Annotated in this window: 20 protein-coding genes; 15 read left to right on the plus strand and 5 right to left on the minus strand. The window is 70.6% G+C overall.

Annotation, left to right across the window (positions count from 1 at the left end):
* Positions 1-13 precede the first annotated feature (13 nt).
* Both ABEA24_RS29570 and ABEA24_RS29575 read left to right on the plus strand, forming a co-directional pair.
* The gene (locus tag ABEA24_RS29570; RefSeq protein WP_345434437.1) at positions 14-823 is read left to right on the plus strand and encodes a helix-turn-helix domain-containing protein; all 810 of its coding nucleotides are present in this window, start codon (positions 14-16) and stop codon (positions 821-823) included.
* On the plus strand, positions 820-918 hold the full coding sequence (locus tag ABEA24_RS29575) for a DUF397 domain-containing protein (protein ID WP_345434438.1): 99 nt from the start codon (positions 820-822) through the stop codon (positions 916-918). Before ABEA24_RS29570 ends, ABEA24_RS29575 begins: the two co-directional genes overlap by 4 nt.
* Positions 919-984: 66 nt before the next feature.
* On the opposite strand, the gene ABEA24_RS29580 is transcribed toward ABEA24_RS29575, so the two are convergent.
* Positions 985-2,196 carry an MFS transporter gene (locus ABEA24_RS29580; protein WP_345434439.1) on the minus strand — a complete coding sequence of 404 codons (1,212 nt, stop codon included), beginning with the start codon at positions 2,194-2,196 and terminating at the stop codon, positions 985-987.
* Positions 2,197-2,341: 145 nt separating this feature from the next.
* On the opposite strand from ABEA24_RS29580, the gene ABEA24_RS29585 reads away from it, so the two are divergent.
* Both ABEA24_RS29585 and ABEA24_RS29590 read left to right on the plus strand, forming a co-directional pair.
* On the plus strand, positions 2,342-2,989 hold the full coding sequence (locus ABEA24_RS29585) for an RNA polymerase sigma factor (protein ID WP_345434440.1): 648 nt from the start codon (positions 2,342-2,344) through the stop codon (positions 2,987-2,989).
* Entirely contained in the window at positions 2,986-4,011 is a 1,026-nt protein-coding gene (locus ABEA24_RS29590; protein ID WP_345434441.1) for a CU044_5270 family protein, read from the plus strand. Before ABEA24_RS29585 ends, ABEA24_RS29590 begins: the two co-directional genes overlap by 4 nt.
* 64 nt (positions 4,012-4,075) lie before the next feature.
* Here the strand turns inward: ABEA24_RS29590 and ABEA24_RS29595 are convergent, their stop codons facing one another.
* Both ABEA24_RS29595 and ABEA24_RS29600 read right to left on the minus strand, forming a co-directional pair.
* Positions 4,076-4,858 carry an ABC transporter permease gene (locus ABEA24_RS29595; protein ID WP_345434442.1) on the minus strand — a complete coding sequence of 261 codons (783 nt, stop codon included), beginning with the start codon at positions 4,856-4,858 and terminating at the stop codon, positions 4,076-4,078.
* Positions 4,851-5,786 (minus strand): ABC transporter ATP-binding protein, encoded by a 936-nt coding sequence (locus ABEA24_RS29600; protein ID WP_345434443.1) that lies wholly within the window; start codon positions 5,784-5,786, stop codon positions 4,851-4,853. The genes ABEA24_RS29595 and ABEA24_RS29600 overlap by 8 nt, the downstream gene beginning before the upstream one ends.
* Before the next feature lie 54 nt (positions 5,787-5,840).
* On the opposite strand from ABEA24_RS29600, the gene ABEA24_RS29605 reads away from it, so the two are divergent.
* The 4 genes from ABEA24_RS29605 to ABEA24_RS29620 all read left to right on the plus strand — a co-directional run bounded on the left by ABEA24_RS29605 (position 5,841) and on the right by ABEA24_RS29620 (position 9,920).
* Positions 5,841-6,446, plus strand: a complete 606-nt coding sequence (locus tag ABEA24_RS29605; RefSeq protein WP_345434444.1) for a DUF1707 SHOCT-like domain-containing protein — start codon at positions 5,841-5,843, stop codon at positions 6,444-6,446.
* A 336-nt stretch (positions 6,447-6,782) separates the two neighbouring features.
* Complete coding sequence (locus tag ABEA24_RS29610) at positions 6,783-8,036, plus strand: extracellular solute-binding protein (RefSeq protein WP_345434445.1); 1,254 nt, start codon at positions 6,783-6,785, stop codon at positions 8,034-8,036.
* A gap of 10 nt (positions 8,037-8,046) precedes the next feature.
* Positions 8,047-9,006, plus strand: coding sequence for a carbohydrate ABC transporter permease (locus ABEA24_RS29615; RefSeq protein ID WP_345434446.1), 960 nt, complete (start codon positions 8,047-8,049; stop codon positions 9,004-9,006).
* A complete protein-coding gene (locus ABEA24_RS29620; protein WP_345434447.1) occupies positions 9,003-9,920 on the plus strand; it encodes a carbohydrate ABC transporter permease in 918 nt (305 codons plus the stop codon). The genes ABEA24_RS29615 and ABEA24_RS29620 overlap by 4 nt, the downstream gene beginning before the upstream one ends.
* Before the next feature lie 47 nt (positions 9,921-9,967).
* On the opposite strand, the gene glpX is transcribed toward ABEA24_RS29620, so the two are convergent.
* Entirely contained in the window at positions 9,968-11,002 is a 1,035-nt protein-coding gene (gene glpX / locus ABEA24_RS29625) for a class II fructose-bisphosphatase (protein ID WP_345434448.1), read from the minus strand.
* Between the two features lie 100 nt (positions 11,003-11,102).
* On the opposite strand from glpX, the gene ABEA24_RS29630 reads away from it, so the two are divergent.
* The 6 genes from ABEA24_RS29630 (at position 11,103) to ABEA24_RS29655 (ending at position 16,168) form a co-directional block, all read left to right on the plus strand.
* A complete protein-coding gene (locus ABEA24_RS29630; RefSeq protein ID WP_345434449.1) occupies positions 11,103-11,228 on the plus strand; it encodes a hypothetical protein in 126 nt (41 codons plus the stop codon).
* Between the two features lie 20 nt (positions 11,229-11,248).
* A complete protein-coding gene (locus ABEA24_RS29635) occupies positions 11,249-11,836 on the plus strand; it encodes a TetR/AcrR family transcriptional regulator (RefSeq protein WP_345434807.1) in 588 nt (195 codons plus the stop codon).
* Positions 11,820-12,566 carry a DUF4245 domain-containing protein gene (locus ABEA24_RS29640; protein ID WP_345434450.1) on the plus strand — a complete coding sequence of 249 codons (747 nt, stop codon included), beginning with the start codon at positions 11,820-11,822 and terminating at the stop codon, positions 12,564-12,566. The genes ABEA24_RS29635 and ABEA24_RS29640 overlap by 17 nt, the downstream gene beginning before the upstream one ends.
* A 150-nt stretch (positions 12,567-12,716) precedes the next feature.
* A complete protein-coding gene (locus ABEA24_RS29645) occupies positions 12,717-14,348 on the plus strand; it encodes a substrate-binding and VWA domain-containing protein (protein WP_345434451.1) in 1,632 nt (543 codons plus the stop codon).
* A gap of 3 nt (positions 14,349-14,351) precedes the next feature.
* Complete coding sequence (locus ABEA24_RS29650) at positions 14,352-15,533, plus strand: sensor histidine kinase (protein ID WP_345434452.1); 1,182 nt, start codon at positions 14,352-14,354, stop codon at positions 15,531-15,533.
* Positions 15,530-16,168 (plus strand): response regulator, encoded by a 639-nt coding sequence (locus tag ABEA24_RS29655; RefSeq protein WP_345434453.1) that lies wholly within the window; start codon positions 15,530-15,532, stop codon positions 16,166-16,168. The genes ABEA24_RS29650 and ABEA24_RS29655 overlap by 4 nt, the downstream gene beginning before the upstream one ends.
* 22 nt (positions 16,169-16,190) lie before the next feature.
* On the opposite strand, the gene ABEA24_RS29660 is transcribed toward ABEA24_RS29655, so the two are convergent.
* Positions 16,191-16,427 carry an exodeoxyribonuclease VII small subunit gene (locus ABEA24_RS29660; protein ID WP_345434454.1) on the minus strand — a complete coding sequence of 79 codons (237 nt, stop codon included), beginning with the start codon at positions 16,425-16,427 and terminating at the stop codon, positions 16,191-16,193.
* Between the two features lie 38 nt (positions 16,428-16,465).
* On the opposite strand from ABEA24_RS29660, the gene ABEA24_RS29665 reads away from it, so the two are divergent.
* On the plus strand, positions 16,466-16,936 hold the full coding sequence (locus ABEA24_RS29665) for a GNAT family N-acetyltransferase (protein WP_345434455.1): 471 nt from the start codon (positions 16,466-16,468) through the stop codon (positions 16,934-16,936).
* The last annotated feature ends 9 nt before the right edge of the window (positions 16,937-16,945 follow it).

The raw sequence follows: 16,945 nt of genomic DNA on the forward strand, positions 1-16,945 counted from the left end.
AGGAGGGACCGCCATGCAGGCCAAGCCGTCGCCGGATCCGAAGTCGTCCATGTGGGCGTGGATGGCCCACGACCTGCGCTTTCATCGTGCCCAGCGCAATCTGACCGGGGACGCCGTGGCGAAGCTCCTCAACTGCGCGCGGTCCAGCATTTCCAGGCTGGAGAACGCCGAGGCGAAGCTGGACGACGGGCAGGCGGCGGCCCTCGACCGGGCCTGGCGCACGGGCGGCCACTTCTCCATCCAGTTGTGGTACGCCCAACGGGGCCACGACCCGAACTGGCATCAGCAGCATCTGGACATCGAGGCCCGGTCCTCGGTGATCAAGGTCTTCGAGGCGCTGGTCGTGCCCGGCCTGCTGCAGACTCCGGAGTACGCTCACGCACTCATCGCGGCGGGAGGCGTGCCGAACATCGATCGCCTGGTGGAGGAACGGATGTCCCGGCAAGCGATATTGACGCGGGACGACCCGCCCGTATTGTTGATATTGATCACGGAAAGCGTGCTCGACTGGCCGATAGGAAGCCCTGCGGTGATGCGGAATCAGCTCGCCCGCCTCTTGGAGGCGTCAGAGCTGCCGGATGTCGGGATTCGTGTCGTCCCCCGGTCCGCAGGCGCCCATTACGGACTCGACGGCAGCTTCAAGATCATGTCGGGTCCGTCGGGCGACGTCGCCTACACCGAGTCCCCGGGCGGCGGGCGGCTGGTGCCGTCGGCGGACGAGGTCCGCTCGTACCTCCTCCGGTACGACCGCATCGGCCAGCAGGCCCTACCCGAGGACCAGTCCCGGGAATTCATCAAGCGAGTCATGGAGACGGTGAAATGAACATTCCGGTCTGGCGGAAGAGCGGCCGCAGCGGGGTGCAGCAGGGCGACTGCGTCGAGGTCGCGGTCGTCGAGACGGACGCGCGGCCGTCCTGAGGCGCTCTTCTGGGACCGCCGCGCCGGTCAGCTCACCCGGCGGCGGCGCCGGCATGTGCCGCCCGCTCAGGCGACGGGGCGTTCGGCGACCGCCGGGTTGGGCGTCGCGCCGGCGACCGGCGTCGGCTCGAACCCCCGGGCCGTCCCGACGACGACGAGGCAGAGCGCGGCGCCGATGGCGTACGCGATCCACAGGTCGGAGGCGACCGCGCCCGCGACGACCGCCCCGAGCACGAAGCCGGCGTAGTTGAAGACGTTGACCCGTGACACGGCGATGCCCAGCCCCGTCGGATCGAGCCGGCCCGCCGCCGAGAACGAGGTGGGTACCACGACGGACAGGCCGAGGCCCGCGACGGCGAATCCGGCGATGGCGACGGCGGGGTTCGGCGCGGCGGCCGCGGTGAGCAGCCCGACACCGCCGATCAGCCCGCCCACCGCGACGACCTTCGCCGCGCCGCGCGCGCGGACCAGCAGGTCCGCGCCGGTCCGGCTCAGCATCATGAAGATCTGGTACGCGACGTATCCCAGCGGGGCGACGAAGCCGGAGGCGTGCAGATCGTCCTTAAGGTACTTCGCGCTGTAGCTCGACGTCGCCGAGTCCGCGATGTACATGCAGGTCACGGCCGCGCCGATGATGATGATCGGCTTCCAGGGCACCCTCTTGGCCGCGGCCTTCAGCTGCTCGTCGCTGGGCCCGGTGGCCTCCATCGCCTTCGGGTACAGGCGGCGGCCGGTCCAGACGGACACCGCGATGCCGAGCACCGCGGGGATGGCGAAGCCGGTGCCCAGCCCCATGTCGATCTTGTTGGCGAGCGCGCTCCACAGGCCCGCGAGGATGCCCGCCGCGCTCCACACGGCGTGGAACCCGGTGAGCAGGCTCTTGCCGTACCGCGTCTCGGCGGTCACCGCCTGGGCGTTCATCGACGCGTCCACCGCGCCGACGAACAGGCCGAACAGCGCCGTCGCGCCGTACAGCGGGAGGTTCCCGGGCGCGATCCCGATCGCGACGATCGACAGGAGGACGAGCGGCTGGGCGATGCGCAGCACCGGGCCGCTGCCGTGCCGTGGCATGAGTGAGCCGGCGAGCACGCTGCCCAGCCCGGCGACCACCGGGACGGCCAGGAGCACCAGCGCGAGGGTGGCGTCGCTGAGGTTGTGCGCCTTCTGGATCTCCGGGATGCGGGTCACGAGAGCGGCGAAGGAGAGCCCTTGGACCCCGAACGCCGCGTACGCCGCGCGCCGACCGCGCCGAGTCCGTTGATCGATTTCCGCCGCCACGCTGTCCTCCGGAACGTGAAATACGTTCGCGTCAGCGTAGGTAGTGGATCTCGGCAGGTCAATAGGCCCGAAATGATCCCACGGAGTGGCAAGCCCGAGGTGAACGAGGTGACCGAACACTATCCGGGCGATCGGTGAAAGAGAGGTGACCATCCCCCTGCGGAAGGCAGACGATGAGACGAAGGACCTGGACATGGCCGCGGTGATGCGGGCGCTCCCCACGGAGGAGGCCACCGACGCCGCGATCATCGAGCAGTCCTTGCGTGAGCCGGAGACCTTCGCGGCGATCTTCGACCGGTATTACGCGCTGATCCACGGGTACGCCGCCCGCCGGCTCGGCGCGAGCCTGGCCGACGACGTGGCCGCCGAGACGTTCCTGATCGCGTTCGACGGCCGGACGAAGTACGAGCTCTCCCGCCCGGACGCCCGGCCGTGGCTGTACGGGATCGCCTCCAATCTCATTTCCCGGCACCACCGGGCGGAGGTCCGGCAGTACCGCGCGCTGGCCCGTACCGGCGTCGACGAGGCCACCGAGGGCCACGCGGACCGCGTCGCGGTCCGGCTCGACGCGCAGGCCCATCGGGGGCGGCTGGCGGAGGCACTGGCCGAGATCCCCGACGCCGACCGGGACGTGCTCCTCCTGGTCGCCTGGGCCGAACTGACCTCGGAGAAGGCGGGGGAGGCCCTCGGCATCCCCGCCGGAACGGCACGCTCGCGGCTGCACCGCGCCCGCAAGCGGATCCGCGCCGCCCTGGGCCGGACCGACCCGACGACCACCCGAGAGGACCGATGACGATGGACGACCTCACCACGCTGCGCGACGCCTGGGATCGCCCGGCGCCTCCGTCGGCGGCCGCGCACGCGGCGGCCCGCGCCGCCCTCCTCGAGCGGGCCTCCGCCCGTGGCACGGCTCCGGTGGCGAGACGCCGGCTCCGCCTGCCCCGGATGGGCGTCCGGCTCGCCGCGGTCGGCGCACTGGCCGTCACGATCGCGGCCGGCGTCACCGTGGTCCAGAACCTCGGCGGCACGGACAAGAACGGCCACCCCCGCCCGGTCGTGCCCGGCCTGCCCGGCGGCTCGGTGGCCGACGCCCAGACCGTGCTGTACAAGGCGGCCGAGCGCGCGCAGGGCCGCGCGTTCACTCCGCCCCGGCCCGGCCAGTGGAGCTACACCGAGACGCGGTACACCTCCCCGGGCAACCCGGAGATCGGCGCCGTGCAGACGCCGCAGTCGCCGTTGAAGACCCGGGTGGACCGCCTTTGGATCCGGTCCGACGGCAGGAAGATCGCCTTCTACCGCAATGGCAGGTTCACGATCTCCCAGCCCATCACCTCCCAGACGGGCAGCATGCCGCCTGACGGCTACGCCGCCTCGGCGGCGTTGCCGCGTGACCCGGACGCGCTGCTGGCGTTGGTCGCGAAGAAGGTTCCGCACGCGACGGAGGCGGAACGCCAGGACAACACCTTCGACATCCTCGGCGGGCTTCTGAACAAGAATGCCGTCCTGCCGCCGCAACTGGAGGCCACCGTCTACCGGGCGCTGGCGAAGATCCCCGACGTGACCCTGAACCGGGAGGCCGTGGATGTCGAGGGGCGCCCGGCGCTGGCCGTCTCCCGCGTCATCGAGGGCTGGCTACGCCAGGAGATCCTGCTGGACCGGAAGACGTACGCCCTGCTGGGCGAGCGGTCCATCGCGGTCAAGGACCACACCGGCAAGGGCGACGACGGCAGTTGGGCGATCAAGAAGGGAACGATCGGCGTCCTGTCCGTCCGCCTCGCGGCCGGAATCGTCGACAAGCCGGGCCAACGCCCCTGAGCGATCGGGGATCCGCCCGTGGGAGCGGCGGACGGGCGGTTGCGCCCGTCCGCCGCAGCCGCGGTCAGTCGATGAGGCGGCGGCGCATGCCGCGTACGGCGAGGACCCACATCAGCGCCGCGAACAGGACGAGCGCGCCCACGTGGCCGAGGTCGGCCAGGGGCCGGAAGCCGAACGCCGCGTGCCGGACGAGCTCCACGCAGTGGTACAGCGGGTTGAACCGGGCGGCCGTGCGAGCCCAGCCCGGCAGCCCGTCGACCGGGAAGAACGTGCCCGCGACCAGGAAGATCGGGGTGAGCACCCCGCTGATCACGTAGTCGAAGCTGTTGATCGACGGGACGACCGTGGACATCCAGACGCCGAACAGCGCGAACCCGATCGCCGTGAGGATCGTGAAGACCGGCACGGCGAGCATGCCGGCGCTCGGGTGCAGTCCGAAGGCCAGCGCGACGAGCAGCGGCACGCAGGAGAACAGCCCGCCCTTGACCGCGATCCACGACGTCTCGCCGGCGACCAGCTCGTGCACGTCCACCGGCGCCGCCAGCACCGCGTCGTACGAATGCTGATAAGTCCGCCTGATGTAGGTGTTGAACATCCCGGGGAACGCCGACGTGAACAGCGACGCGGTCGCCACCACGCCGGTGCCGACGAAGTCGACGTAGCGGTAGCCGGCGATGTGACCCAGCAGCGACCCGAACCCGAAGCCGAACGCCAGCAGGTAGATCGTCGGTTCGACGGTCGCGGCGAAGGACGTGGAGGTCCAGTAGCGCCGGAACAGCGCCAGCTCGCGCCGCCACACGCCGCGTACCGGGGCCCACTCGAACCGGCGGAGTCTCGTGTCAGCCAACGTTCTCTCCGGTCAGGACGACGAACACGTCCTCGAGGTTGGCCGCCCGCCGTACGACCCGGTCCCCGTTGCCGAGGGCGTCGGCCAGCGACGGCGGGATGTGCTCGGCGCGCAGCACCGACACGGTCGGTCCGGTGCGGCGGCTGGGCAGGCCGGCCCGCCGCACGAGGTCCTCGATCTCCGCGAGCCGGTCGGGCGGGCCGTGGTGCTCCTCGACGCTGCCGCCCGCGTGGTGGGCGATGAGGTCTCCGGGGCTGCCCTCGGCGACGATCCGGCCGCCGGACATCAGCGCGCAGGAGTCGGCGAGCCGCTCGGCCTCCTCGATGTAGTGCGTGGACATCAGCACGGTGGTGCCCTCGTCGCGCAGCGCGGCGACCAGACCCCACAGGTCGGCGCGGACCTGCGGGTCGAGGCCGACGGTGGGCTCGTCGAGCAGGACGAGGCGGGGCGAGTGGACGAGCCCGCGGGCGACGAGGAGGCGCCGGCGCATGCCGCCCGAGAGGTTCACGACGCGGGTCCCGGCGCGGTCGGTGAGCTGGGCGATCTCCAGGGCACGGTCGACGGCCCGGTGCCGCCCGGCCCGGGGCACGCGGTACAGGTGGGCGAAGACCTCGAGGTTCTGCCGGACGGTGAGCTCTTCGTCGAGGTTGTCGGTCTGCGGCACGACGCCCATGAGGGCGCGCGCCTCTTTGGACTCGGCCGGGACGGGATGACCCAGGACGGTGATCTCGCCCTCGTCGGCGCGGGACTGGGCGGTGAGCATCCGCATCGTCGTCGACTTGCCCGCGCCGTTCGGGCCGAGCAGCCCGAGGCAGACTCCGGCCGGGACCTCCAGCGTGAGCCCGTCGACTGCGGTGATCTGCGACCCGTCCTTGTCGGGGTACCGCTTGACGACGTCGCGCAGGGTGATCGCCGGGAGGTCCGCCATGGCCCCCACGCTACGAAGCGCCCCCATCGGCACGCCAGCGAATATCGTCGAGCCGTGGAGTTGCCGTGGAGACCGAACGACCAGCACGTGCCGGCGCGTGACCTGCGCGCCTCCGACGCCGACCGGGAGCGGGTGGTCGAGCTGCTGCGCGAAGCCCACGGCGACGGCCGGCTGACCGCCGACGAGCACGCCGAGCGCGTCGAGGGCGCGTACGCCGCCCGCACGCTGGGCGAGCTGTCCGGGCTGACCGCCGATCTCACCCCCGCCGAGCAGCAGCCGATCCAGATCGAGCACCGGCCGCTGGTCGCCCTCTTCGGCACCGTACGGCGTGGCGGGCGCTGGGTGGTGCCGGTGAGCCTGCCGGTGTCCGCGCTCTTCGGGACCGTGGAGATCGACCTGCGGGAGGCCCTCCTGCAGCGCCGGCACGTCGTCGTGCGGGCGGCGATGCTCGGCGGGCGGCTCCGCCTCGTCGTACCGGAGGGGGTGCGCGTGGAGTTCACCGGCCGCTCCGTCCTCGGTTCGCGGGACCTGCGGGTGCGGGCGCCGTACGCCGACGACGCCCCGGTGGTCGAGGTCAGCGGCGTGGTCGTCCTCGGATCGGTGGGCGCCCGTACGCCCAAGCGGCGCCGGCTCTGGCGGGTGACCCGCCGCCGATCGTGACGGAGCGACGGCAAGACCAGCAGGTCATGGCCGTTCGATAACGGTTAAGACTCCTCCCTCTGCCGCCTCTTGAACTGGTACGGACCAGCTCCTATCGTTCAGAGCCATGCGCGATTTTGCTCAATGAGCGGCTCAATCGTGCACAACCTTTCATGCAGGTGAAAGGAGGCGGCGGCGCGAGCCGCACAGCTGTGCCACGCCAAACGGCTGCTCGAAGGGTGACGGTCGAGGGGTCGGGCCGGGGGATTGGCGAACCCAAAAGAAGACAGTTACCGGGGACGTCGCGCGCACCCGCGTGGCCCCGGAAGCCAAAGCAGGAGCAGAAGGCGGGGACAGGTGAAACGGCATCTCAAGGGCGCCATCGCCGCGGGTCTCACGGTGGCCCTCGGTGTGACCGGATGTAGCAAGGGCAGTTCGTCCGGCGGTGGCGGTGATAACAAGACGATCAGGTTCGTCGCCGCGATCTACGATGACAAGACCAAGGGCCTCTGGGACAGTCTGATCAAGACGTTCGAGGCGCAGAACAAGGGTTACAAGGTCAACCTGGAGATGGTCGACTGGACCCAGATGGACGCCAAGGTCAAGACCTACGTCCAGACGAAGCAGACGCCCGACATCCTGAACTACAACGCGTTCGCCGACTTCGCCCGCGACGGTCTGCTCTTCCAGGCCTCGGACGTGCTGTCCTCGCAGGTGTCCAGCGACATCCTCCCGTCGTTCGTCGACGGCGACAAGTACAAGGGCACGCAGTACGCCGTGCCGCTGCTGTCCAGCGTCCGGCTGTTCTTCTACAACAAGGACGTCTTCAGCAAGGCGGGCATCACCGCGCCGCCCAAGACGTGGGACGAGGTTCAGTCCGACGCCCAGAAGATCAAGGACAAGGTGAAGGGCGTCTTCCCCTTGGGCCTGCCGCTCGGCGCCGAGGAGTCCCAGGCCGAGTTCTTCATGTGGGCGATGAACAACGGCGGCGGCTACGTCGACCAGTCCGGCAACTGGGCGATCGACAGCCAGGCCAACGTGGACACGGTCAACTACCTCAAGGGCCTGACCAAGAGCGGCCTCACCCAGCCGAACCCGGAGACGACCGACCGTAAGGACGTCTTCAACGAGTTCGCGCAGGGCAAGATCGGCATGCTCAACGGCGCGGTCTTCATGCCCGCGGGCTTCATCAACAAGGTCAACGCCAAGCTGCCGTACGGCATCGCGCCGCTGCCCAGCAAGTCGGGATCGGCGTCCAGCACGCTCGGCGTGCAGGACTTCCTGGTGGCCTTCAAGAACAACGGCGGCAAGAAGAAGGACGCCGTCTCGAAGTTCCTGAACTTCTTCTACCAGACGAACAACGTGGCCAACTTCCAGAAGGAAGAGGGCTTCCTGCCGGTGACCAAATCGGCCGGCGACGTGATCGGGAGCGCCGTTCCGTACGACAAGCCCTTCATCGACGCCCTGCCGAACGCGAAGTTCTACCCCACGGGCAACGCCGCCTGGGGGCCGCTGGCGAACACGATCAAGGAGAAGCTCGGCACCGCCATCACCGGCGACCCGAAGAGCGTCCTGAGTGAGCTCCAGCAGACCGCGCAGAAGAACGGCTGACGGACCGCCCGTGCACGACACCATCGAGGCGCACGGCGCCGGGGCCACGACCCCGGCGCCGGCGCCGCCGTCGACGAGCGCTCTCCGCCGGCTCGGCCGGGCACTCGCCCCGCTTCCGTGGATCGGCCCCGCCGTCATCCTGATCGGGGCCGTGGTCCTGTGGCCGGTGATCGAGATGGTCCGGACGTCGCTGCTGAGGATCAGCTCGTCCGGGGCGACGCTCGGCAGCCGTGGGACCGGCAACTACCGTGACCTGTTCGACGAGTCGGACCTCGTCAGCGTGCTGCTGCGCACCGTGGTGTGGGTGGTCGGCGTCGTCCTGGTGACGATCGTGGTGTCGCTGGCGCTCGGGCAGTTGCTCAACGCCCGCTTCCCGGGCCGGCGCGTGGTGCGCTGGGCGGTCATCGTGCCCTGGGCCGCGTCGGTCCTGATGACCGCGCTGACGTGGAAGTGGATGCTCAACTACTACTACGGCGTGGTCAACAAGGTCCTTCAGGGCCTGGGGCTCATCGACCATCCGGTGAACTGGCTGTCGCACCCCACGCAGGCGCTGATGTGGATGATGTGGGTGGCGGTCTTCGTCTCGCTGCCGTTCACCTCGTTCGTCATCCTGGCCGGCCTGCAGACCATCCCGGACGACGTCTATGAGGCGGCCCGGGTCGACGGCGCCGGCCGCGCACGGACCTACTTCCGCATCACGCTGCCGCTGTTGCGGCCGTCCCTGCTGGTCGCGGCGATCATCAACGTGATCAACGTCTTCAACTCCTTCCCGATCATCTACGCGATGACCGGGGGCGGGCCCGGGAGCAAGACCGACACCAGCACGACCTTCATGTACAAGCTCGCCTTCACCGGCACCGGTGACGTCGGGGAGTCCGCCGCGATGGCGGTCGTGAACTTCGCGCTGATCCTGATCCTGGTGCTGGTGTACCTGCGGGTCGTCGGCTGGCGCGGGGAGGCGCAAGCATGAGCAGCCTGAGCACGCCGCGCCGGCAAGGCCGCCCGGGAGGTCGGTCGGGGTCGGTTGGTCGGGGAAGACAGCGGTCCTCCGGGGTCGACTGGTCGAAGCTGGCCCGCCGGACCATCCTCGCCGGTGTCGGCTACCTGGTCGCGTTCGTCTTCGTCGCGCCGTACCTGGAGATGGCGCTGACCGCGCTCAAGCCCGACCGCGAGCTGACCAAGTCGCCGACCACCTTCCTGCCGAAGCACTGGGACTTCGCCAACTTCGTCAACGTGTGGAAAGCAGCGCCGATCTGGAAGAACATGCAGGTGTCGCTCATCGTCGCCGCCGTGGCGACGCTGATCGCACTGGTGGTGGCGCTGCCGGCGGCGTACTACACGGCGCGTAACCGGTTCCGCGGACGTGGCGCGTTCCTGCTGCTCGTGCTCGTCACCCAGATGTTCGCGCCGACCGCCCTGGTGATCGGCATCTACCGCGAGATGGTGGCGCTCAACCTGACCGACACGCTGTTCGGGCTGATCCTGGTCAACGCCGCGTTCAACCTGCCGTTCTGCGTGTGGATCCTGCACGGGTACTTCTCCAGCATTCCGAAGGCGCTGGAGGAGGCCGCCTACCTGGACGGGGCGGGCAAGGTCAAGGCGTTGACGCGGGTGACGCTGCCGCTGTCCCTGCCCGGTCTGGTCACCGCGGTGATCTACACGTTCATCGGGGCGTGGAACGAGTACGTGGTCGCCCTGACGATCACGTCGTCGCCCAACCGCCAGCCGCTGACCGTGGCCGTCCCCGGATTCGTCACGTCGTACCAGCAGCACTGGCAGTATCTGTTCGCGACCTCACTGATCGCGATCGTGCCGGTGGTCGTCCTGTTCGTCTTCATCGAGCGCTACCTCATCGGCGGCCTCACCGCCGGCTCGGTGAAGTAGGCGCCGCGCGGGTGGTGGGGGACCGCGCCGGCCCCCCACCACGACCGTCAGGAAGCGGCGTCGAAATCGATCGCGGAGTAGGCCCGGAGCTTGGACAGCCGGTGCTCGCTGTGGATCCGGCGGATCGTCCCGCTGCGCGAGCGCATGACCAGCGAGTGCGTGGACGTGATCCCCTTGCCGTACCGGACGCCCTCGACCAGCTCGCCGTCGGTGATGCCGGTCGCGGCGAAGAACACGTCGTCGGAGGTCACCAGGTCCTCGGTGGTGAGCACCCGCGACAGGTCGTGCCCGGCGTCGATCGCCTTCTGCCGCTCCGCGTCGTCCTTCGGCCACAGTCTGCCCTGGAGGACGCCGCCGAGGGCCTTGATCGCACAGGCCGCGATGATGCCCTCCGGGGTGCCGCCGATGCCGAGCATCAGGTCGATGCCGGTGCCCTCACGGGCCGCCATGATCGCACCGGCCACGTCGCCGTCGGTGATGAACTTGATGCGCGCTCCCGCCTCGCGGATCTCCTTCACGATGCCCTCGTGCCGCGGCCGGTCGAGGATCACGACCGTCACGTCACCGGCCGAGCAGTTCTTGGCCCGGGCGACGGCGCGGATGTTGTCGGCGACGGGCGCCTCGATGTTCACCGCGTCGGCCGCTTCCGGCCCCGTCGCCAGCTTCTCCATGTAGAACACGGCGGACGGGTCGTACATCGTGCCCCGGGGGGCCACCGCGATCACTGCGATCGCGTTGTTCTGCCCCAGCGCGGTCAGCCGCGTCCCGTCGATCGGGTCGACGGCCACGTCGCAGTCGGCGCCGCTGCCGTCTCCGACCTGCTCGCCGTTGAACAGCATCGGCGCGCGGTCCTTCTCACCCTCGCCGATCACCACGACGCCGTTCATCGACACGGTGTTGATGAGCTGGCGCATGGCGTTCACGGCGGCCCCGTCGGCGCCGTTCTTGTCGCCCCGGCCGACCCATCGGGCCGCGGCCATCGCCGCCGCCTCCGTCACGCGCACCAGTTCCAGGGCGAGGTTGCGATCGGGGGCGTGGGCTTCGGTGGCCAGCGGGGACGATACGGTCGTTTCTTCAGTCATGGCGATCCGGGCCTTTCCTGCGGGCTTTACCTGACGGGTCACCCCGGCGGGTCTCCTCCGATCGTATTTCCGAGCAGACAGGGCGTAATCTAGGGCCGTCATGAGCAGCGACATCGAGTGGCAGGCCGACGAGCGGCCGGCGCCGGCCGCCGGGCGTCCCCGCGGCGGGCCGTCCGCCCGGCGCGTGTTCGGCGTGCCGCCGACCCGACGAGGAGCGCGCCAGTGAGCGTCGAACCGGTTTCGCGTATGTCGGATCGAGGCGCCGCCACGCGGAGCGCGCTGCTTCAGGCCGCCCGCGAGGTGTTCTCCGAGGCCGGGTTCGCCCAGGCCGCGGTCACCGACATCGTCGCCAAGGCGGGGGCCAGCGTCGGCAGCCTCTACCACCACTTCAGCGGCAAGGCCGATCTCTATCTGACGCTGTTCGGCGAGTTCCAGGCCCGCCAGCAGGAGCGCACCCGCGAGGCCGTCCACACGGCCCGCGACGCGGGCGAGACCGACCCGATGCGCGTGTTCATCGCCGGGGCGCGCGCCTACCTCGACGGTTGCCTCGCCGAGCCGGACCTGTCCCGGCTGTTCGTGTCCGGTGACGGCCCGCCCGGGTTCGACCGGGTGCTGCACGAACGGCTGCGGACCTGGGCCCGGCGCAACGCCGCGCTGTTCGACGCGGGCGACGGCGACGTCGACGAGGCGCTCGTGGTCGTGCTGACCGGCGCGGTGTCCGGCGCCGTCGCGGAGGTCGCCCTGTCGGAGGACGAAGAGGCCTCCCGGCGGCTGGCCGACGACGTTCTCGCGATCATTTCGAGTATGGAGAGCCGGCGTGAGCGAAAGCCGTGAGACGGCTGTGACGAACGACCTCGTGACCTCCCCGGAGGACGCGCGTGCGGCCGCCCAGGAGTCGCCGGTGAGCACCGCCGCCCCGGGGCCGGCGACCGCCTCCGGGGCGGACGCGGCGTCGGAGGGCCCGGGCCGGGACGGCGCCACGCCGGCCGGCGAGGGGCCCATCGTCGTGTCGCCGTCGGTGTACCGGCGTCTCATGTCCGGGTTTCCGGGATTCGCGATGGCGATGCTCTCCTGCCTGGTGATCGTCGGGTTCGTCCTGCTGGTCACGCCCCGGCGCAACCCGAACGCCACGCCGCAGGTGGACTACCACGGCGACCTGAACGGCCTGGTGGCGACCGCGCCGTTCACCGTGCAGGCGCCCCAGGGGCTGGGCCCGAAGTGGTATCCCACGAGTTCGCGGCTGACGGGCCGGGCGAACGGCCCGGTGGGCTGGCATCTCGGCTTCTACACGCCGGACAAGCAGTACGCCGCGCTGGAGCAGAGCAACGAACGGCCCGACGGCAGCGCGGGGTTCGTCGCCCGCATGACGAGCCAGGGCAGGCCGGACGGCTCGCTGCAGGTGGCCGGTGCGTCCTGGGACAGGACGTTCCGGAAGGACAAGCACCAGCGGTCGCTGGTGCGGCGCCTGCCCGGCCTCACCCTGGTGGTCACCGGCACGGCCTCGTACGAGGAACTGGCCACACTGGCGGGCTCCCTCCGGCCCCAGCCGAAGAGCCACTCCTAGGATGTCCGTAACCCCCCGATAGCGGGGAAATTCATGTAGCTTGTGGGGCTATGGGGACCCTACTGATCGTCGCGCTTGCGGAATGCAATGCAGGCACACACCTCCCCATGGAGACACACCACGGTGGACTCCTCATTCGCAGAACATGAAGTGCTTTCGGATTCCGCGGGCGGGCGCTTCACGTCCCTGAGCGGACGCGAACGCACGAGCATGGCGGCGGCGGTCGCCCTCGTCGTCGGTCTTGCCCTCGGCGGTGGAGGCTGGCTCGTATACCGGAACCAGACCGCCTGCCAGGACAGGACCCTCACCGTGACGGCCGATCCGGCCATCGCGGCGGCGGTGACCGAAGTGGCGACCCGCTACAACGCGTCGAAGTGCGCGGACGTGAACGTCGTGACCGGGGACTCCGCGCAGACGGCGCGGGTCCTGGCCGCCGGCGACACGAAGGCCGACGCCCGGCCCGACGTCTGGATCGCCGACTCCTCGCTGTGGTTCGACGGCGTCAACGATCCGGCGGTCCGCTCCGCGACGTCCGTGGCCTCGTCTCCGGTCGTGTTCGCCATGACGCCGGCCGGCGCCAGGCACTACGGGTCCGCGCTGACGAAACAGGGCTGGGGCGGCTTCCGCGACGACACCTACCGCCTGCGGTTGCTCGACCCCGAGTCCTCCGCGACGGGAATGGCGTCGCTGCTGGCGCTCTCGTCCGCCGCGGGGAAGGGCACGGCCGGTCTTCAGGCGTTCAGCCGCATGCTGGAGGACGTCAAGCCGTCGTCCGACGCGACCGACGCCATCAACGCCCTCGGAGACCAGGGCGCCCCGCCCGTACTGCCCCTATCGGAGCAGACGATCTGGCGGCAGCGGCAGCAGGGACGCCAGGTGGCGGCGGTCTACCCGTCGGCGGCGCCGGCGCTCGACTTCCCGTACGCCGTCCTCACAGCGGACCGGGAGCGCAGGCGGATCGCGGCGGGCCTGCTCACCGCGCTGCGCTCGCCCGACGGAGTGGCCCGGCTGCACGACGCATGGCTCCGTACGCCCGACGGCGCCGCCGGCAGCCTCGTCTCTTCGGGCCTGCCGGCCGCCGCGCCGCGCGTACTCCCGGTGGCGAGCCCCGGAGCGGCGCGCGCGATGCGCGACACGTGGCAGAAGATGCGCACCAGTCTGCGGGCGCTCGCCCTCGTCGACGTGTCCGACGCCACGCTCGCCCGCCTGGGGTCCAGCACGCGCACGCAGATGATGGCGGGGTCGCTGAACAGCGGCTTCTCGATGCTGGACGACGACACCGAGTTCGGGTTGTGGTCCTTCCCCGGGACCGGTTCCCACCCGTACCGGCGGCTGGTCGAGCTCGGCCGGCTGGGGGAGATCGGAACCGGCGGCAACCGCAGGGCGCGGCTGCAGAAGCAGATTTCGGAGGTGCGGCCGCAGAAGGGAAGAGACGGCGGCCTGTACGACGCGATCCTCGACGCGTACCACGAACTGTCGCGGGACTACCGGCCCGGCATGCTCAACGAGGTGCTCGTCTTCACCGGCGGCGCCACCGGCGAGCACGACAAGATCTCACTAGACCGGCTGGTCTCCGAGCTCCAGAAGGACTTCGACCCGGAACAGCAGGTGAACATCACCCTCGTCGCCTTCGGGAAGGGCGTCAAGATGGCGCCGCTCAGGAGGATCGCCGGGGCCACGGAGGGCGTCGCCTACAACATCCAGAACGATAAACAGGTCCTGACGCTGTTCCGGTGCGCCACCGCCCTGCGGGTCCAGGACGACCTGCACTGTTCACAGTGACCCATGAACGGCACTCTGTCCTCGCGGCTGACCGTCACCGTCCGGCTGCTCATGTACGCGCGTCTCCTGCTGCTCGCGATGGCCGTCGTCCTCGTGCCGAGCGCGGAGTTCACCCGCACGGTGCTCATCACGATGGGCGTCGTCGCCGCGATCTCGCTCGCGGTCGCCCAGGCGCCCCGGCGGCTGCTGCCGCTGCTGGCCCGCAGGCCGGTCACGCTCGCCGTGGACGCCGCGGCGGCCTACTTCGTGCTGGAGGCCGCCGGGGCCTTCGGCCCGTACTTCCTGTTCAGCGTGGTCACGTCGGCCCTCGCCGGAGTGCTGTACGAGTGGCGGGGACTGCTGTTCGTCTGCGCGCTGCAGGTCGCCCTGTACGACCTCGCCGCCCGCTCGATCCAGAGCGTCAACATCCAGGCGGTGATCGCGCTGCCCGTCTTCTACCCGGTGGCGGGGTGCATCGGCATCGCCGTGCACCGGCTGCTCGTGCAGTTCGCCGACGCGGAGGAGGCCCGCCGCAGGGCCGAGGTGGTGGCGGCGTCCGCGGAGGAACGCCTGAGGCTCGCTCGTGACATGCACGACTCACTGGCCAAGACGCTGCACGGCGTCGCGCTCTCGGCGGCCGCGCTGCCCGCCTGGGTGCGCAAGTCCCCGGCCCGCGCCGAGCAGGAGGCAGAGAACATCGCCGCCGGGGTGAAGGTCGCGGTGGCCGAGGCCCGCGAGCTCATCGCCGGCCTGCGGGACGGCGGGGAGAACCGGCCTCTCGCCGCCGCCGTCCGCCAGATGGCGGAGGACTGGGCGGCGGGCACCGGCATCACGGTGGTGGTCGTCACCGAAGACGACGTGGAGCTTCCGTCCGTCCGGCGGGCGGAGACGCTGGCGATCCTGAAAGAGGCGCTGACCAACGTGGAACGACACGCCGCCGCCGAGACGGTGCAGGTCGGCCTGACCACGGACGACCGCGGCGTGCGGCTCTGGGTGCGCGACGACGGGAAGGGCTTCGAATGCCCGCCCGAAATGACGGATCTGACGGCGGACCTGGCGCGCAACGGTCACTACGGGGTCGTCGGAATGGGAGAACGAGCCAGGCGGGTCGGCGGCGCGCTCACGCTGGAGTCCTCGCCCGGCAAGGGCAGCACCCTCACGGTCAGCCTGCCGGAGGTTCACGGAGCACGGGAGACGGTTCGATGATCAGCGTCATGGTGGCGGACGACAACCCGGTGGTCCTCATGGGGCTCGTCGCCCTTCTCGAGACCGCCGACGACGTCAAGGTGGTCGCGACGGCCGGAGACGGCCGCCAGGCCATCGACCTGGCGCGTCAGCTGCGCCCCGACCTCGTCCTCCTCGACGTGCGCATGCCCGACGTCGACGGCGTACGGGCGGCCCGGACGCTCAGCACCCTCACCCGGGTGCTGATGCTCTCCTACAGCGACGACGCCGAGTCGATCCGCTCGTCCATCCAGGCCGGCGCCGTCGGCTACCTCATCCACGGGTCCTTCTCCCCGGACGAACTCGTCGTGGCGATCCGCGACGTCGTCGCGGGCCGGGCCAACCCACTGTCCGCGGTGGCGGCCCGGGTCGTGGTACAGACTCTGCAGTCCGCGTCGGGGGCCTCACCGGCGGGCGACGAGTGCCTGGGCCTGTCCACGCGCGAGGTCGAGGTGATGCGGCTCATCACGCAGGGCCGCTCGAACGTCGAGATCGCCGACGAGCTCGTCCTCTCCGAGAAGACCGTCAAGAACCACGTCAGCCGCATCTACGCGAAGCTCGGCGTCCGGACGAGGGCGGCGGCGATCGCCCGCTGGCTGGGCACGGCGAACTCCTGACCGCCGCGCCCGTCCCCGCGGGTTAGAACGGTGCGTTCTCCGGGCGTTCCGCGGGCTCGGCGCGCTCGGCCATGGCGGCCGCGAGCCGGGCCCGGGCCCCCTCGAGCCACTCCTCGCAGATCGCGGCGAGTCTCTCGCCGCGCTCCCAGAGTGCCAGGGACTCCTCCAGCGTGAGCCCGCCCGCCTCAAGCCGCCGCACGACGTCCGTCAGCTCGTCGCGCGCCTGTTCGTAGGACAGCTCCGGTTTCTCCTCCGCCACATTCCCCACCCTAAGGGCGGCGGACCTAGGATCCCGCCATGCCCCTCATACGCGCCGCGACCGTCCCCGACATCCCCGAGCTCGTACGGCTCAGGGCGCTGCTCTTCGCCGGCCTGGGCGACCACGGTTGGGGAGCCCCGCCATCCGGCGAGGAGTGGCGGCGGGCCTGCGCGGACGCGTTGGGAGAGCGGCTCACCGACGACTCGGCGAAGATCCTCGTCATCGACGGGGACGCGGGCCTGGCCGCGTGCGGCATCGGCACCATCGACCGGCGGCTGCCCAGCCCGTACACCCCGTCCGGCCTGATCGGGCACGTGTACGGCGTGGTCACCGACCCGGCGTACCGCCGGCGCGGGCACAGCCGCTCGATCATGCACGGGCTGCTCGACTGGTTCACCGAGCGGGGGATCCGCAGGGTCGATCTGACCGCCAGCCCGGACGGCGAGCCGCTGTACCGTTCCCTCGGCTTCACCGAGCACCCCGACCCGACGCTCAGCCGCAAACGGTAGAGCGCCCTC

It is taken from the genome of Actinoallomurus vinaceus, assembly GCF_039542055.1.
Taxonomy (GTDB): domain Bacteria; phylum Actinomycetota; class Actinomycetes; order Streptosporangiales; family Streptosporangiaceae; genus Actinoallomurus; species Actinoallomurus vinaceus.